The sequence below is a fragment of the Pantoea sp. UBA6567 genome, from assembly GCF_002434165.1.
GTDB classification, from domain to species: Bacteria; Pseudomonadota; Gammaproteobacteria; order Enterobacterales; family Enterobacteriaceae; genus Pantoea; species Pantoea eucrina.
In genome coordinates this window covers 53,195-67,495 of sequence record NZ_DJJN01000009.1, presented here as the reverse complement: position 1 = coordinate 67,495, position 14,301 = coordinate 53,195, and the positions used below count along the sequence as shown (strand labels likewise).

Annotated in this window: 15 protein-coding genes and 1 tRNA gene; 8 read left to right on the top strand and 8 right to left on the bottom strand. The window is 58.1% G+C overall.

Translation table 11 applies throughout. The annotated features are described in order from the left end of the window. Window positions 1-200 precede the first annotated feature (200 nt). Window positions 201-1,001 carry an endonuclease/exonuclease/phosphatase family protein gene (locus B4M48_RS15760; RefSeq protein WP_071668473.1) on the top strand — a complete coding sequence of 267 codons (801 nt, stop codon included), beginning with the start codon at window positions 201-203 and terminating at the stop codon, window positions 999-1,001. Between the two features lie 102 nt (window positions 1,002-1,103). Here B4M48_RS15760 and mltD read toward each other — a convergent pair whose 3' ends face one another. Together mltD and gloB are read right to left on the bottom strand one after the other, a co-directional pair. Continuing rightward, window positions 1,104-2,483 carry a murein transglycosylase D gene (gene mltD, locus B4M48_RS15755; RefSeq protein ID WP_039382798.1) on the bottom strand — a complete coding sequence of 460 codons (1,380 nt, stop codon included), beginning with the start codon at window positions 2,481-2,483 and terminating at the stop codon, window positions 1,104-1,106. A gap of 71 nt (window positions 2,484-2,554) precedes the next feature. Continuing rightward, a complete protein-coding gene (gene gloB / locus B4M48_RS15750; RefSeq protein WP_288657196.1) occupies window positions 2,555-3,310 on the bottom strand; it encodes a hydroxyacylglutathione hydrolase in 756 nt (251 codons plus the stop codon). A 39-nt stretch (window positions 3,311-3,349) separates the two neighbouring features. Between gloB and B4M48_RS15745 the strand changes: the two genes are divergently transcribed. Then, window positions 3,350-4,084, top strand: a complete 735-nt coding sequence (locus B4M48_RS15745) for a class I SAM-dependent methyltransferase (RefSeq protein WP_071668475.1) — start codon at window positions 3,350-3,352, stop codon at window positions 4,082-4,084. Here the strand turns inward: B4M48_RS15745 and rnhA are convergent. Beyond that, on the bottom strand, window positions 4,069-4,536 hold the full coding sequence (gene rnhA / locus B4M48_RS15740) for a ribonuclease HI (protein ID WP_071668476.1): 468 nt from the start codon (window positions 4,534-4,536) through the stop codon (window positions 4,069-4,071). The two genes, B4M48_RS15745 and rnhA, sit on opposite strands and share 16 nt — an antisense overlap. 53 nt (window positions 4,537-4,589) lie before the next feature. Between rnhA and dnaQ the strand changes: the two genes are divergently transcribed. Next, on the top strand, window positions 4,590-5,321 hold the full coding sequence (gene dnaQ / locus B4M48_RS15735) for a DNA polymerase III subunit epsilon (RefSeq protein ID WP_065650060.1): 732 nt from the start codon (window positions 4,590-4,592) through the stop codon (window positions 5,319-5,321). A gap of 133 nt (window positions 5,322-5,454) precedes the next feature. Further along, window positions 5,455-5,531 (top strand) — tRNA-Asp (locus B4M48_RS15730). Between the two features lie 63 nt (window positions 5,532-5,594). Here the strand turns inward: B4M48_RS15730 and B4M48_RS15725 are convergent. Beyond that, on the bottom strand, window positions 5,595-7,088 hold the full coding sequence (locus tag B4M48_RS15725) for an NCS1 family nucleobase:cation symporter-1 (protein ID WP_288657191.1): 1,494 nt from the start codon (window positions 7,086-7,088) through the stop codon (window positions 5,595-5,597). Between the two features lie 146 nt (window positions 7,089-7,234). Between B4M48_RS15725 and B4M48_RS15720 the strand changes: the two genes are divergently transcribed. The 3 genes from B4M48_RS15720 to puuE are packed head-to-tail and all read left to right on the top strand — an operon-like array spanning window position 7,235 to window position 9,674. Then, complete coding sequence (locus B4M48_RS15720) at window positions 7,235-7,957, top strand: GntR family transcriptional regulator (RefSeq protein ID WP_039382814.1); 723 nt, start codon at window positions 7,235-7,237, stop codon at window positions 7,955-7,957. Then, window positions 7,954-8,685 (top strand): allantoin racemase, encoded by a 732-nt coding sequence (gene hpxA / locus B4M48_RS15715; protein WP_039382816.1) that lies wholly within the window; start codon window positions 7,954-7,956, stop codon window positions 8,683-8,685. The genes B4M48_RS15720 and hpxA overlap by 4 nt, the downstream gene beginning before the upstream one ends. A gap of 35 nt (window positions 8,686-8,720) precedes the next feature. Continuing rightward, window positions 8,721-9,674 (top strand): allantoinase PuuE, encoded by a 954-nt coding sequence (puuE, locus tag B4M48_RS15710; protein WP_071668478.1) that lies wholly within the window; start codon window positions 8,721-8,723, stop codon window positions 9,672-9,674. A 36-nt stretch (window positions 9,675-9,710) separates the two neighbouring features. Here the strand turns inward: puuE and hpxZ are convergent, their stop codons facing one another. Genes hpxZ through B4M48_RS15690 form a run of 4 tightly spaced genes read right to left on the bottom strand, consistent with a single transcriptional unit; the run spans window position 9,711 to window position 13,278 of the window. Continuing rightward, window positions 9,711-10,097 (bottom strand): oxalurate catabolism protein HpxZ, encoded by a 387-nt coding sequence (gene hpxZ / locus B4M48_RS15705; protein WP_039382822.1) that lies wholly within the window; start codon window positions 10,095-10,097, stop codon window positions 9,711-9,713. Between the two features lie 2 nt (window positions 10,098-10,099). Beyond that, window positions 10,100-11,497, bottom strand: coding sequence for an AtzE family amidohydrolase (locus B4M48_RS15700; protein ID WP_288657187.1), 1,398 nt, complete (start codon window positions 11,495-11,497; stop codon window positions 10,100-10,102). Continuing rightward, window positions 11,488-11,679: an oxalurate catabolism protein HpxX gene (gene hpxX / locus B4M48_RS15695; RefSeq protein ID WP_039382827.1), complete on the bottom strand. Its 192-nt coding sequence runs from the start codon at window positions 11,677-11,679 to the stop codon at window positions 11,488-11,490. Before hpxX ends, B4M48_RS15700 begins: the two co-directional genes overlap by 10 nt. A gap of 12 nt (window positions 11,680-11,691) precedes the next feature. Next, window positions 11,692-13,278, bottom strand: coding sequence for a gamma-glutamyltransferase family protein (locus B4M48_RS15690; RefSeq protein ID WP_039385720.1), 1,587 nt, complete (start codon window positions 13,276-13,278; stop codon window positions 11,692-11,694). 169 nt (window positions 13,279-13,447) lie between these two features. On the opposite strand from B4M48_RS15690, the gene hpxU reads away from it, so the two are divergent. After that, window positions 13,448-14,287 carry a MurR/RpiR family transcriptional regulator HpxU gene (gene hpxU / locus B4M48_RS15685; RefSeq protein ID WP_039382830.1) on the top strand — a complete coding sequence of 280 codons (840 nt, stop codon included), beginning with the start codon at window positions 13,448-13,450 and terminating at the stop codon, window positions 14,285-14,287. Window positions 14,288-14,301: the final 14 nt, after the last annotated feature.

Genomic DNA, 14,301 nt, shown 5'->3' with positions numbered 1-14,301 from the left:
AGCCCCGTCCGTTCCGCCACTATATTGAGAAGCCCTGACTGTTAAAGTCAGGGCTTTTTCATATTCTCTTTTTCCCTCCGGCATTGTGAAGCTTTGTCGTGAGGTGAATTCCGACATTCGATACCACGAATTGAAACCCCGCGCTAAAATCCCTATAACAGTCAGTGTGAACTTTTTGTTGTTATCAGCCAGGCGGTAAAGTGCGAAAGAAAACCTATGCAATGCGCTATATAGCAGGCCAGCCAGCGGAGCGAATTTTTCCGCCGGGTGCGATGCTGCATCTGGGTCAGGGTCTGCCGCCAGGGGAGCCGCTGCCGGCCGATCCCACCCTGCGGGTGCTGGTATGGAACATCTTCAAGCAGCAGCGCGCTGACTGGATGTCGGTGTTGCAGGGATTCGGTCGTGATGCCCATCTGGTCCTCCTGCAGGAGGCGCAAACCACGCCTGAACTGATCCAGTTTGCTACCAGCAATTATCTCGCAGCCGATCAGGTGCCCGCTTTTGTGCTGCCTCAGCACCCGTCAGGGGTGATGACGCTCGCATCGGCGCATCCGGTCTACTGCTGCCCGTTGCGCGAGCGCGAGCCGCTGCTAAGGCTGGCAAAATCCGCGCTGGTCACTGCATACCCTCTGCCAACCGGCGATATGCTGATGGTAGTGAATATCCATGCGGTTAATTTCAGTCTGGGTGTGGACGTATACAGTAAGCAGCTGGGGCCTATAGGAGAGCAGATCCGGCATCACCGTGGCCCGGTGATAATGGCAGGGGACTTTAATGCATGGAGTCGTCAGCGGATGAACGCGCTCTATCGCTTTGCCCGCGCCATGTCTCTGCGGGAAGTGGCGTTTACAGACGATCACCGGCGTAAAGCGTTTGGCCGGCCGCTCGACTTTGTCTTTTACCGGGATATGAAAGTGAGTGAAGCAGCGGTGCTGGTCACCCGTGCCTCCGATCATAATCCGCTGCTGGTAGAGTTTAACCCCGTCACTGTTGCGCGCTAAACGCACCCGCCTGTAACGACGAGACGCTCTGGCCGGCACTGCTATAGATGATGCTATGCCGATAAAGAAAAAAGGCTGACAAATGTCAGCCTTTTCAGTGCATCAGGTATCTGGCGTTGCGCTATTCTTAACAAACAGAGTGAGCTTATCACCCGGCTGTATATCCTTCGCGTCGCTGTTCCAGCGCATTACGTCCTGCGTGTTAACGCCGTGACGTTTTGCAATACTGGCAAAAGAATCACCCTTACGAACGCGGTAGGTGATGCTGTTGCCGTTATCTGCCAACTGCGATGCTGCTGTCGTACCGCTAACCGTCAGGGTCTGGCCGATACGCACTGCCGCACTGCGCAGATTGTTCTGCTGTTTTAGCGAGCTCATGCTGACACCCAGCTTACTGGCGATACCGGATAGCGTGTCGCCTTTACGTACTTTGTAGCTGTTACCGGCTGCGCTGGCTTTAGCCAGTTCAACAGGCTGCACGGAGGCAATATCTCCGGAGGCCAGAGAGTTGCGCAGCTGTGCCACGTTGGACTTAGGCACCATAATATAGTGCGGTCCGTTTGGCGCAGTCGTGCCGTTTTTATACCCGGCGTTAAATGTCTTCAGTTTACTGAGCGACATACCCGCCATTTCTGCAGCCTGAGTTAACTGCATCTGCTGTCCCACTTCCACACGCGCCAGCGCGCGGCTTTCATTAGGGGCTGGCAGTTTAATGCCGTAACGCTTGTTGTTCTTGAGCAGTTCGCTTAAAGCCAGCATTTTCGGGACATAGATGGTTGTTTCGCGCGGCAGTGATAAATGCCAGAAGTCAGTCGGCTTACCCCGTGCCTTATTCTGCTTCATCGCTTTCAACACGCGTCCTTCGCCGCTGTTGTAGGCTGCCACCGTCAGTAGCCAGTCGCCATCAAACATGCGATTCAAACGCTGCATCATATCCAGTGCTACTTTGGTTGAGGCCACCACATCACGGCGTCCGTCATACCAGCGGTTCTGTTTCAGACCATAATTTTTGCCCGTTTGCGCAACAATCTGCCAGATGCCTGCGGCATTGGCGGAAGAGGTTGCGTGAGGGTCAAAAGCGCTCTCCACTATGGGTAGCAGTACCAGTTCCATCGGCATTTTACGTTTCTGTATCTGCTCGACAATCCAGTACATGTACGGCTCTGCCCGTAATGTTACATCGTGGAGATAGCTCTTATTTTTTAAAAACTTTGTTTTCTGTTCGCGGATCCGGGCATTTTCCGGGATCCCCATCTTCAACTCGTCACTAATGAGATTCCAGAGATCGGTGTCTTCTGCGAGGCTGGTTCCATCATCTTGCCAGCGCGGCGACAACAAGCGATTTCCGTACTTTCCATTTTCACCTTGACCAGCTGAAGACAGGCTCTGTGCATGCTGAGCGGGGATATTGGCGTCATTCCGTGATGCCTGACATCCGACCAGCAAGACTGAGGCGAGTAATAATATCGCTTTAGCCTTCATGTGTGTGTCAGTAGTTCGCTTAAAAGACGAGCAACTATACGTGACGTACCGGCACAACACAACCCAAAAAATTAAAATTGGTCTTTCTTATTACGCAATTCAGCAAAAGTCTGCCATAACGGGGCGGATTCCACATTAATTGCTAAAGCTTTTTGTAAATCAGCATCTTGTGTGCGTAAAAATAAATTTATCTCACGTTCCAGCGCCAGTTTTGTCGGTAAAGTAGTGCGATTTTCTGCCCGTAAATCCTTAATTTCCTGATATCTGGCCAGAATTTTCGGATCATGGGGTAAAATTGCAGCAGCAAACTTCATGTTAGATAAAGTATATTCATGTGCGCAGCAGATAAGCGTATCGGCGGGAAGTTGATTAAGTTTTTGAAAGGAATGGAACATTTGTTCTGCTGAACCTTCAAAAAGTCGTCCGCAGCCGCCTGAGAACATCGTATCGCCGCAGAAAAGATAAGGTGCACTGTAATATGAGATATGTCCTAAAGTGTGGCCCGGCGTGGCGATGACCTGAAAAGGCAGGCCGAGCAGCGTAACGGTCTCGTCCTCATGAACAATATGCTGCGCGCCTTTAGCCGCCGTTTCCTGAGGGCCATATACCTCAAGCTGAGGATAACGCTGCAGCAGTTCAGCAACCCCGCCGGTATGGTCCTGATGATGATGTGTCAGCAGAACAGCCACCGGCGTCCAGCGATTGGCTTCAATTTTTTCAATCAGCGGCCGGGCTTCACCGGGGTCAACAATCAGGCAGCTGCCGGCGTCATCGGTCAGCGTCCAGATGTAGTTATCCGTTAATGCGGGAATACTGGTAAGATTCATAAACACCTCTCTGGTTGTCTTAAAGGAAGATGGTAGAGCATGAAGCCAGCGAAAATACGCCAGATCCTGACCGCGCCGCGCACCTGGAATGATATGCCCTGGGGAGAGTACTTTCGCGATGCGTTAACCCAGCAGCTACAGCCCTGGCTGGCGAGGCTTTATGGCTTCCATATGCTAAAAATTGGCAGCCTGAGCGCAGAAATCAATACCAGCCAGTGTGCCATATCTCATCAGGTCAATGTTGGCAGTGAGGGCGACGCACTGCAGGTGCTCGCCAGCGTTGCTCAGCTGCCGTTTGAGTCTAAATCAATCGATGCCTGCCTGCTGGCGCACACGCTGGCATGGGAGCAGGATCCGCACCGCGTGTTACGCGAAGTGGACAGGGTGCTGATTGATGATGGCTGGCTGATTATCAGCGGCTTCAATCCTTTCAGCCTGCTGGGGATTAGCAAAGCGATTCCGGGTCTGAGCCGGCGAGCGCCCTGGAACAGCAGAATGTTCAGCCAGGTGCGTCTGCTGGACTGGCTGAGCCTGCTGAATTATGAAGTGGTGTACCGCACGCGTTTTCAGGTGGTGCCGTGGCATCGACAGGGGGGCAGGATGATCAGTGCGCATCTGCCCGCTCTGGGGTGTCTGAACATCGTGGTGGCCCGCAAGCGCACGTTCCCGCTTACGCCAGCTAAAATGAAAACGGCGCGCAGCAGTGCGCAGCTGCGTCCGGTAGTAAACGCTACGCGTCAGTTTCGCGAAACGCAGGATCAGGATGCAACCTGATAGCCAATGTCTTCCAGTGCCGGATTACCGGCAGCGCTGCGCGCCAGTTCATCGCAGCGCTCATTCTCCGGATGGCCGGCATGCCCCTTCACCCACTCCCATTTAATGGTATGGGTGCTGAGCGCCGTATCCAGACGCTGCCACAGATCGACATTCTTAACCGGCTTTTTATCAGCAGTTTTCCAGCCACGCTTTTTCCAGTTGTGGATCCAGCTGGTAATGCCCTGGCGGACATACTGGCTGTCTGTGCTGATGACCACGTCGCACGGCTGCGTCAGCGCCTCTAAGGCGACAATGGCCGCCATCAGCTCCATACGGTTGTTGGTGGTCAGGCGATAGCCCGCGCTGAATAACTTTTCATGCTCACGATAGCGTACAATAGCCCCATAGCCGCCCGGTCCCGGATTACCAAGGCAGGAACCGTCGGTGAAAATTTCTACCTGTTTGCGCATCTCTGGTAGACTTCCCTCTGAAAAAACGCCAAGTCTGACACAAAACGAGCCCTATGATCACTGCAAATAACCGCCAGATTGTCCTCGATACTGAAACCACCGGCATGAACATGATCGGGGTTCATTATGAGGGGCATCGCATCATTGAGATCGGTGCGGTTGAAGTCATCAACCGTCGCCTGACCGGCAACAACTTCCATATGTATCTCAGGCCCGACCGGCTGGTGGACCCGGAAGCGTTTGGTGTTCACGGCATCGCCGATGAGTTTCTGGCCGACAAGCCCACCTTTGCGCAGATAGCCGATGAGTTTCTCGACTATATTCGCGGAGCTGAGCTGGTGATCCATAACGCCTCGTTTGATATCGGCTTTATGGACTATGAGTTTGGCATGCTGCAGCGTGATATCGGCAAAACTGAAAGCTTTTGCAAAATCACCGACAGCCTGGCGATGGCGCGTAAAATGTTTCCGGGCAAGCGTAATAGCCTGGATGCGTTGTGCAACCGTTATGAAATCGACAACAGCAAACGTACGCTGCATGGCGCACTGCTGGATGCCGAAATTCTGGCGGAAGTCTTCCTGACCATGACCGGCGGCCAGACGTCGCTGGCATTTTCCATGGAGGGCGACCAGCGTAATCAGGCTGAAGGGGAGCATATTCAGCGTATCAGCCGCCCCGGTTCAGGCCTGCGCGTGATTAATGCCAGTGATGAAGAAGTCATGGCGCACGAAAGCCGCCTCGATCTGGTCACAAAAAAAGGTGGCAGCTGTCTGTGGCGCGTCTGATGCACTGATTTTGCTGCTAAAAACAGCGGCGAGCTGAAAAAAGCGGCAAACGTGTCATTTTGATATAAAAAGCGTTGACGGGGGAGGGGGCTGCCATTAATATGCGCCTCGTTCCCGACGGGGAACAAAGCGCGGAGCGGTAGTTCAGTTGGTTAGAATACCTGCCTGTCACGCAGGGGGTCGCGGGTTCGAGCCCCGTCCGTTCCGCCAATCTATTTAAAAAAGCCGATTCAGAAATGAATCGGCTTTTTGCTGTCTGCTATTCAGCCAGCACTATACACCCTCTTTTTGCAGCGTCGCTTCCGGACGATACGAGACCGGTACGACCCGTTCTGCCCGCGCCAGCCAGCGATAGCAGCCTGCCCCCAGCGCCACACCGATAAACCAGCTGAAGTTAGCTACCGCATGCAGCGCCGGAATAAAACTTATCGTCAGGCAGATCCCGACCGCCGGCAGCAGCGCCGCGATCGCTTTGGGATTAAAGCCGTTGCGGTACCAGTAACGTCCCTGCGGCGTGGCGTTAAACAGGTCATCAACGCTTACGCTGCCGCCTTTAATCAGATAAAAATCCGCAATCAGGATACCGAACAGCGGGCTCACAAACGAGCCCAGCACATCCAGCGTATAGTGGATCAGTTCAGGTGACTGAAACAGATTCCACGGCGTCAGCAGCACGGAACCCACCGCGGCGATCATGCCACCGGTGCGGAAACTGATCTTCTGCGGGGAGCAGTTAGAGAAATCGAAGGCGGGTGACACAAAATTCGCCACGATATTGATACCAATGGTGGCGGTGATCATGGTCAGCAGGCCGATAGCGACGGCCAGGTCGTTGCCTACCATACTTACCGTCTCAATCGGATCGGTGATCATTCTGCCAAACAGCGACTGGGTGCCGGAGACAATCACTACCGTAACCACGGAGAACAGCAGGAAGTTAAACGGTAATCCCCAGCGGTTGCCGCGGCGAACTTCACTCATGTTTTTGCCGTAACGCGAAAAGTCGCCGAAATTAAGCAGAGGACCGGAAAAGTAGGAGACGACCAGGGCGGTTGCAGTGATCATCTGCCAGGTCTGTTCGCCGGCACTCAGTGATTTGCTGGCCAGCGTAAAAGAGATACCCGCCAGACCAGTTTTGTATACAATCCAGCCCGCCAGCGCGACCATCACGACATAGACTGCCGGACCCGCCACGTCGATAAAGCGCTTAATGGCGTTCATGCCGTGCCAGAACACCATCGCCTGCAGCAGCCACATGATGCCAAAGCAGCACCAGCCGAGCAGCGACAGCCCCAGCCAGCTGCTTTGCGTCATGCTATTAAGCGCCGGGAAGAACTTCAGCAGAACCAGCATCAGGGCATTCGCCGCCAGATAGGTCTGAATACCGTACCAGGCAAACGCGATCAGTCCGCGGATCACGGCCGGAATATTGGCGCCGAATACGCCAAATGCCTGGCGGCAGATCACCGCATAGGGCACGCCCGCCATCTGGCTGGGTTTTGCCACCAGATTCGCACAGAGCTGCACGATACCGATCCCGGCCAGCAGACACAGCAATACCTGCCAGCTTGCCAGCCCCAGCGTAAAAAAGCTGGCGGCAACCACATACCCGCCCATGCTATGCACATCGGACATCCAGAAAGAAAAGATGTTGTACCACGTCCAGTTCTGCTGGCGCGTCGGAGCCAGATCCTCATTACACAGGCGTGGACTATAGGCCGCGCGGGCATCAGCCTGCGCTGGCGTCACTTCAGTATGAATTGGCATGAAACCTGCTCCTCTCACCATGATGGGGAAAATATTCACCGTTTAAAGAGCTATTGCAGGATCCAGGCCAGAAGTGATTTGTTGTATACAAAAAATGAAAGGAGTGTATACGATATCTGGCAGTCAGCTATTTTCCGGAGCAGGTAATGAATCATGAATCCGCAGTGAAGCCGCGCGCTGTGACGTTTGAAAAAGATGAAGCGATCTTTCAGGCATTGCTTAGTGCCATCGTTGAGCACCAGCTTCCGCCGGGCAGCAAGCTGCCTGAAGAGGCGCTGGCAGAGGTGTTTGGCGTCAGCCGTACCGGCATTCGTAAAGTGCTGCAGCGCCTCGCGGCGGTGCAGATGATCACGCTGTCGCCCGGACGTGGTGCACAGGTCAGCACGCCCGATGTGGCGGAATCACGCGATATCTTTGCCACGCGCAGCATGCTGGAGTGCGCCAACCTGCCCGCTGTACTGACGCATCTGCAGTCGCCACACCTCGCGGCGCTGGAGGCGATTATCACGCAGGAGCAGCAGGCGCATCAGCAGAATGACGGCGCGGCTGCCATTCGTCTTTCAGCCGCGTTTCATATCCAGCTGCAGGCGATATCCGGCAATCAGGTGCTGACCGATATCATCACGCGCCTGACCCAGCGCTCATCGCTGGTGATTGCCGCCTGGGGCACGCCCTGGCAGCACGGCTGCCGCTGCGATCATCACGACAGGCTGGTCGATCTGCTGCGCCAGCGGGCGCTGCCTGCGCTGACTGAGGCGCTGACGCACCACTTCGACCACATTCTCTCCAGCCTGCACTTTGAGCGCAGCGGTGAAACGCTGCCCGATTTCAGCCGGTTATTTGCCGGTCATAAAGGAGCCCTATCATGAGCCTGATACAGGTGATCAACCCCAATACCAGCCTGGCAATGACTGAAACTATTGGTGCGGCCGCGCGCGCCGTGGCGGCACCGGGCACGGACATTCTGGCGGTCTGTCCGCAGCAGGGCGTACCCTCCATAGAGGGACACTTTGATGAGGCGATAGCCGCGATCGGCGTACTGGAGCAGATTAAGCGTGGCGAAGCGCAGGGCGTCAGCGGCCATGTGATCGCCTGCTTTGGCGATCCCGGCTTGCTGGCGGCGCGCGAGCTGGCCAGCGGCCCGGTAATCGGTATTGCCGAAGCGGCAATGCATACCGCCACGCTGGTGGCGACGCGCTTTACCATCGTCACCACGCTGCCGCGTACGCTGGTGATCGCCCGCCATCTGCTGCAGCAGTATGGTTTTACGCACCACTGTGCGGCGCTGCACGCCATCGATCTGCCGGTACTGGCGCTGGAGGATGGCAGCGGCGTGGCGCAGGAGAAAGTCCGGGCGCGCTGCATTCAGGCAAAACGTGAAGATAACAGCGGCGCGATTGTGCTGGGCTGCGGCGGCATGGCGTCGCTGGCGCAGGATCTGACCCGCGAACTGGATATGCCGGTGATCGATGGCGTCAGCGCGGCGGTAAAAATGATAGAGGCGCTGGTGGCGCTTGGCCTGGGCACCAGCAAGCATGGCGATCTCGCTTATCCGCTGCAAAAACCCCTCAGCGGCGCCTTTCAGCACCTAAACTAAGGTCTGGCTGAGGTGTGACAACAGGAACTGACTGAATGAATGACGCATCTGAAAAGAAAGAGTACAGCTTCAACAAAAATTATCCGCGCGATCTGATCGGCTATGGTGGCCAGCCGCCGCATGCGCAGTGGCCCGATAACGCCCGGGTGGCGGTACAGTTCGTACTCAATTATGAAGAGGGCGCAGAAAACAACGTGCTGCATGGCGATGCCGGTTCGGAGCAGTTTCTGTCCGATATCATTGGCGCAGCCAGCTACGCCGATCGCCACATGTCGATGGATTCCCTGTATGAGTATGGGTCGCGTGCCGGTTTCTGGCGCATTCATCATGAGTTTCAGAAGCGTGGTCTGCCGCTGACGGTGTTTGGCGTGGCGATGGCGCTGGCGCGGCACCCGGAAATTGTCGCCGCGATTAAAGCGGCGGATTATGACGTGGTCAGCCACGGCTGGCGCTGGATCCACTACCAGGGAATGGATGCGAAAACCGAACGGCAGCATATGCAGCAGGCGGTCGACGTGCTGACCGAACTGTTTGGCAAAGCGCCGACGGGCTGGTATACCGGGCGGGACAGTCCGAACACTCGCCGGCTGGTCGCAGAGCAGGGCGGCTTCAGCTACGACAGCGACTATTACGGTGACGATCTGCCGTTCTGGACCCAGGTCACACGTCAGGATGGCACCGTCAAACCGCATCTGATCATCCCCTATACGCTGGAGTGCAACGACATGCGCTTCGCCACGGCGCAGGGCTTCAACACCGCCGAACACTTCTTCACCTACCTGCGTGATACCTTTGATGTGCTGTATGAAGAAGGAGAGCGCGCCCCGAAAATGATGTCGGTCGGCATGCACTGCCGCCTGCTGGGGCGGCCGGGAAAATTCCGCGCGCTGCAGCTTTTTCTTGATCACATTCAGCAGCATGAAAAGGTGTGGATCTGCACCCGCCAGCAGATTGCCGATCACTGGATGACGGTACATCCCGCGCCGTGATGACGCCCTCACCGCAGGGGGTAATGGCGGAGGTGCTTACTCACTCATCAGGCTGACCTGCGCGGCCACAATGCGCCACCCCTGCGGCAGCCGTACCCACGTCTGCTGCTGCCGCCCGATACGCGCTGTACCTTCACGGGTAAATTCGGTGCTGCACACTGCGTAATCATCGCCAAAGGTGGTGATGACCGTATTGCGCAGCGTGCGATCGAGCCCTTTTGACGGTCGTGCCGCGCGAAAGGCGCGAATCTCCTCAATCCCGTACAGATTCTCTCCGGCACCCAGCCGGACGGTACGCGCGTCGTGCCAGAACAGTTCGTCCAGCACCGCGACATCATTGCTCACCAGCGCCTGCTCGTAGCGATAAAATGCAGCGCTTACGGCGGCAACGGTATCCGGATCGTTTATCCTGTCCGTCGTCATTATCAGATATCCATTAAAACAGGTTGATCGTAAGTCAGGCCCTGCTGCTGCAGCGCCCAGGCGGCGCGCAGCGCCAGCTGTTCGTTAAACGGCGCGGCAATCAGCTGTACGCCAATCGGTAAGCCGCTGGCGGTGAGCAGCGGTACGCTACATACCGGCAGGCCAGCGAACGAAATCGGCTGCGTCAGCATGCCCATGCTGGCGCGTGTCGGCAAATCCTGACCGTTGATGTGAATGGTTTCCTGGCCGATGGTGGTGGCGGTACAGGGCGTGGCGGGGGCGATCAGCACGTCATAATGGTCGAACAGCGGCAGCACCTGTTGCTGGAAGTGACGCCGGAAACGCTGGGCCTGCACATACCACGCGGCGGGCAGCATCGCGCCGGCCAGCAGGCGTTCGCGTGAATTCGGCTCAAAGCGTTCTGGCTGGGTGCGCAGAGCGGGCAGATAGTGATTGCCGCCTTCCGCCGCGGTCATGATAAACGCGGCCGCGCGCGCCAGTTCGGCCTGGGGCAGCGTCACTTCTTCTGCCGCGCCGAGCGCGCTGGCCGCTACCGCTACCGCCGCGCGCGCCTCATCATTGCACCAGGTGGTAAAAAAACCGCCCAGCGTCGCGCAGCGCAGCCCGTCGCTGCCCGCCTGCAGGCGGTCGCTGACCAACTCCGGCGGCCGCGTCAGCTGAAACGCATCCTCTGCGTCGCGGCCCTGCAGCGCATCATAAACCAGGCTGAGATCCTCAACCGAGCGGGCAAACGGGCCGATATGATCGAGGCTGGCGACAAACGGCTGCGTACCGCTGCGCGACAGGCGGCCAAAGGTGGGCTTAAGGCCGAAGATGCCGCACAGCGACGCCGGTACGCGAATCGAGCCGTTGGTATCGCTGCCGAGCGAAAAGTGCACCAGTCCGGCCGCTACCGCGGCGGCTGAGCCGCCGGATGATCCACCGGCGATGCGCGTGATATCGCGCGGGTTGCAGGTGGCGCCATAGTGACTGTTTTCGGTAGTAAAGCCATAGGCGTAGGCATCCATGTTCAGCATACCGGAGAGTAGCGCGCCCGATTCACGCATCCGGCTGACCGCCCAGGCGTCTGCACGCGCCGCCGCCCGCGTGCTAAACAGGCTGGCACCCGCCAGCGTGGTATGGCCGGCTACATCAAACAGATTTTTTACCGCATACGGAATACCCGCCAGCGGTGGCAGCGTTTCACCGCGCAGGCGCTGCCGGTCAAGCTCTTCAGCCTCGCGCAGCATGCGCTGCCCGGTGATCGCCGTCCAGGCGTTGAGCGCCGGGTTATGCTGCTCAATCGCCGCCAGCGTATGGCGGGCAATCTCAGCGGCCCAGATTTCACCCTGCTGCAGCGCACGCTGCAGCGCTGCGATCGATAATGATGTCAGGCGCATGGCTGGAATACCCCGGCCACTTCCAGGCGATCGTCCAGCGGCAGCGCCATCAGCGGCGCGGCTATAGCCGCAATCCGGCTGAGCTGCAGCTGCAGCTCAGCACGACGTGCGTCATCCAGATCCAGTGCGAGGATCTGCTCCATCTGAGCGACATAGTTCGCCCACTCTGCGGATTCGGTCATGAGTCTCTCCTGTTAAAAACCGGCTGCGCTGCCGTTGCTGCGCGGATCGAAAGCGCCTTCCAGCATGCCGCTGGTGTGGCGCACTACGGCGCCCGCATGGCCTACCACTTCACTGAAGTCAGAGAGCAGCTCAACCTGATGACCCAGCAGACGCAGCCGACCCACCGTTTCCGGCGCCACGCGCGCTTCCAGTTTGAGTGAGTCAGAGGCCTCGCCCCAGGTGCGCCCCAGCAGCCAGCGTGGCGCACTGACCGCCTGCTGCAGCGGCATACCCTGAATGACGTGACGGGTAAAAATGGCCGCCTGCGTCTGCGGCTGACCATCTCCGCCCATCGATCCATACACCATGACCCGGCCATCTTTCAGGCGGGCGGCAGCAGGGTTAAGCGTGTGAAACGGCTGCTTGCCCGGCAGCAGCGCCAGCAGATGATCGGGCTGCAGGCTGAACGCCGCGCCGCGATTCTGCCAGGTGATGCCGCTGCCTGGCAGCACCACGCCGCTGCCAAATTCGTGGTAGATGCTCTGAATAAAAGAGACCGCCAGCCCGCTGCTGTCGATGGCGCCCATCCAGACGGTATCGCCCGGACCGCGTCCGGTTCCCCACGGCGCGGCGCGATGGTCATCAATATTGGTCGCAAGGCTGGCAAGATGATCGGCACTGAGCAGCGCCTGCACGTCGGTATCGCTATGGCGCGGATCGGTGATATGCCGATCGCGCAGGCTGAACGCCTGCTTGGTCGCCTCCACAATCCGGTGCAGCGTCTGAGCTTCATCAGCCTGCGCCATATCCAGACGATCGGTAATACCCAGAATCGCCAGCGACACCAGCCCCTGCGTCGGCGGCGTCATGTTCCAGATATCGCCTTCGCTGTGTGCGAGGTGGAGCGGGGTGCAGCGCCGGGCGCGATGCTGCTGCAGATCGTTCAGCGTGACCGGCATCCCCAGCGCGTGCATGTCATCTGCCAGCGACCGCGCCAGCCGGCCGCGGTAAAAGCTCTCCAGCCCCTCTTCACTCAGCTGGCTGAGCGTGGCCGCCAGCGCAGGCTGGGTAAAGCGGCTGCCCGGCTGTGGCGGTCCGCCGTCCGGCATAAACGTGGCGGCAAAGCCGGGCTGATGCTGCAGCTCAGGCGCTTTTGCGGCGGTAGCGGCCGCCTGCGAGGCGGTAACCGGTATGCCGTCGGCAGCGTAACGGATAGCATCGCGCAGCAGACGGTGTGGCGGCAGCGGCGCATGGCCCAGCTCCTGTGACAGGGTCAGCGCCTCCTGCCAGCCGCTGACGGTGCCGGCGACGGTCAGCGCCGCTTCCGGCCCGCGATGCGGGATCGTCTGCCGGCCCTGATAAAAACTCATTGTCGCCAGCGAGCCGGCGGCGCCACTGGCATCAATCGCAACGGGTTCCCCTTCAGGCGGCACCACCAGCCAGAAGCCGTCGCCGCCCAGCCCGTTCATATGCGGATAGACCACCGCAATGGTTGCGGCGGCGGCGACCATCGCTTCGAGTGCGCTGCCGCCGTCGCGCAGTACGGCAAGGGCGCTTTCACTCGCCAGATGATGTGGGGTGACGACCATGCCCTGCGGGGCCATGTTGCTCTGAATCATAATTGTTCCCGGCTGATTTCTGCTCATCTCCATCCGACACAGCTGCCAAACCCGCTGCGGCGGCATTCCCTGACGTAAACATAAGCAAGAGCTGTTCCACTTTTTCTGTCGGTGGGTGCTGGATCGATTTATGCTAGAGCAGGGTGAAACGAAAGTTACAGGACAACGCATGAAACAACTCGATGAACGTCTGCGCAGCCAGTACGCGCAGCTGTCGCCTCAGGAGCAGCGCATTGCTGACTTTGTGTTTGACCATTTTGATGACCTGATCAGCTACAACAGTGCTGAACTGGCGCGGCTAAGCGGCGTCTCCAAAGCAACGGTAAGCCGGCTGTTCCGGCGCCTTGGCTATGAAAAATATAAAGATATGCGCGATGAGCTGCGCACCCTGCGGCAGAGCGGAATGCCGCTCACCGACAACCGCGATGCGGTGCAGGGCAACACGCTGCTGGCGCGCCACTATAAGCAGGAGATGGCAAACCTCACGCAGTGGATCAACCGTATCGACAGCCAGCAGTTAAGTGACGTTATCGCCGCGCTGGGCAGCGCAAAACGCGTCTTTATCATCGGTATGCGCAACGCGTATCCGGTCGCGCTGCACCTGCGGCAGCAGCTGCTGCAGGCGCGTGCCCACGTGGTACTGCTGCCGCAGCCGGGCCAGACGCTGGGCGAAGAGCTGGTGGATATTACCCCGGACGATATGGTGGTGGTGATGGCGTTCCGGCGACGTCCGCGCCTGCTGCGTCCGCTGATGCAGCAGCTGCAGCAGCGTGATATCCCGCTGCTGGCGCTCTCGGAGCCGCAGGCGCAGGGGATTCAGGGCGTGGCACGCTGGCAGCTTTGTGCACCGCTTGACAGCGTGTCTGCCTTCGACAGTTACGCTTCAGCCATGAGCCTGGTCAATTTACTGGCAAACGCGCTGCTGCATGAAACCCTGTCGCAGGGGCGGCAGCGTATTCATCAGATAGCCGATCTCTATCAGCATCTGGATGAGCTGGAACACCGATAGCGGGCACTGAAATG

Excerpts from the sequence above, each read along its gene's own strand:
- hpxX (WP_039382827.1), bottom strand. The coding sequence starts at position 11,679 with ATGACCGAATCCGCAGAGTGGGCGAACTATGTCGCTCAGATGGAGCAG.
- puuE (WP_071668478.1), top strand. The coding sequence starts at position 8,721 with ATGAATGACGCATCTGAAAAGAAAGAGTACAGCTTCAACAAAAATTAT.
- B4M48_RS15745 (WP_071668475.1), top strand. The coding sequence starts at position 3,350 with ATGAAGCCAGCGAAAATACGCCAGATCCTGACCGCGCCGCGCACCTGG.
- B4M48_RS15720 (WP_039382814.1), top strand. The coding sequence starts at position 7,235 with ATGAATCATGAATCCGCAGTGAAGCCGCGCGCTGTGACGTTTGAAAAA.
- hpxZ (WP_039382822.1), bottom strand. The coding sequence starts at position 10,097 with ATGACGACGGACAGGATAAACGATCCGGATACCGTTGCCGCCGTAAGC.
- B4M48_RS15690 (WP_039385720.1), bottom strand. The coding sequence starts at position 13,278 with ATGATTCAGAGCAACATGGCCCCGCAGGGCATGGTCGTCACCCCACAT.
- mltD (WP_039382798.1), bottom strand. The coding sequence starts at position 2,483 with ATGAAGGCTAAAGCGATATTATTACTCGCCTCAGTCTTGCTGGTCGGA.
- rnhA (WP_071668476.1), bottom strand. The coding sequence starts at position 4,536 with ATGCGCAAACAGGTAGAAATTTTCACCGACGGTTCCTGCCTTGGTAAT.
- hpxU (WP_039382830.1), top strand. The coding sequence starts at position 13,448 with ATGAAACAACTCGATGAACGTCTGCGCAGCCAGTACGCGCAGCTGTCG.
- hpxA (WP_039382816.1), top strand. The coding sequence starts at position 7,954 with ATGAGCCTGATACAGGTGATCAACCCCAATACCAGCCTGGCAATGACT.
- dnaQ (WP_065650060.1), top strand. The coding sequence starts at position 4,590 with ATGATCACTGCAAATAACCGCCAGATTGTCCTCGATACTGAAACCACC.
- B4M48_RS15700 (WP_288657187.1), bottom strand. The coding sequence starts at position 11,497 with ATGCGCCTGACATCATTATCGATCGCAGCGCTGCAGCGTGCGCTGCAG.
- gloB (WP_288657196.1), bottom strand. The coding sequence starts at position 3,310 with ATGAATCTTACCAGTATTCCCGCATTAACGGATAACTACATCTGGACG.
- B4M48_RS15725 (WP_288657191.1), bottom strand. The coding sequence starts at position 7,088 with ATGCCAATTCATACTGAAGTGACGCCAGCGCAGGCTGATGCCCGCGCG.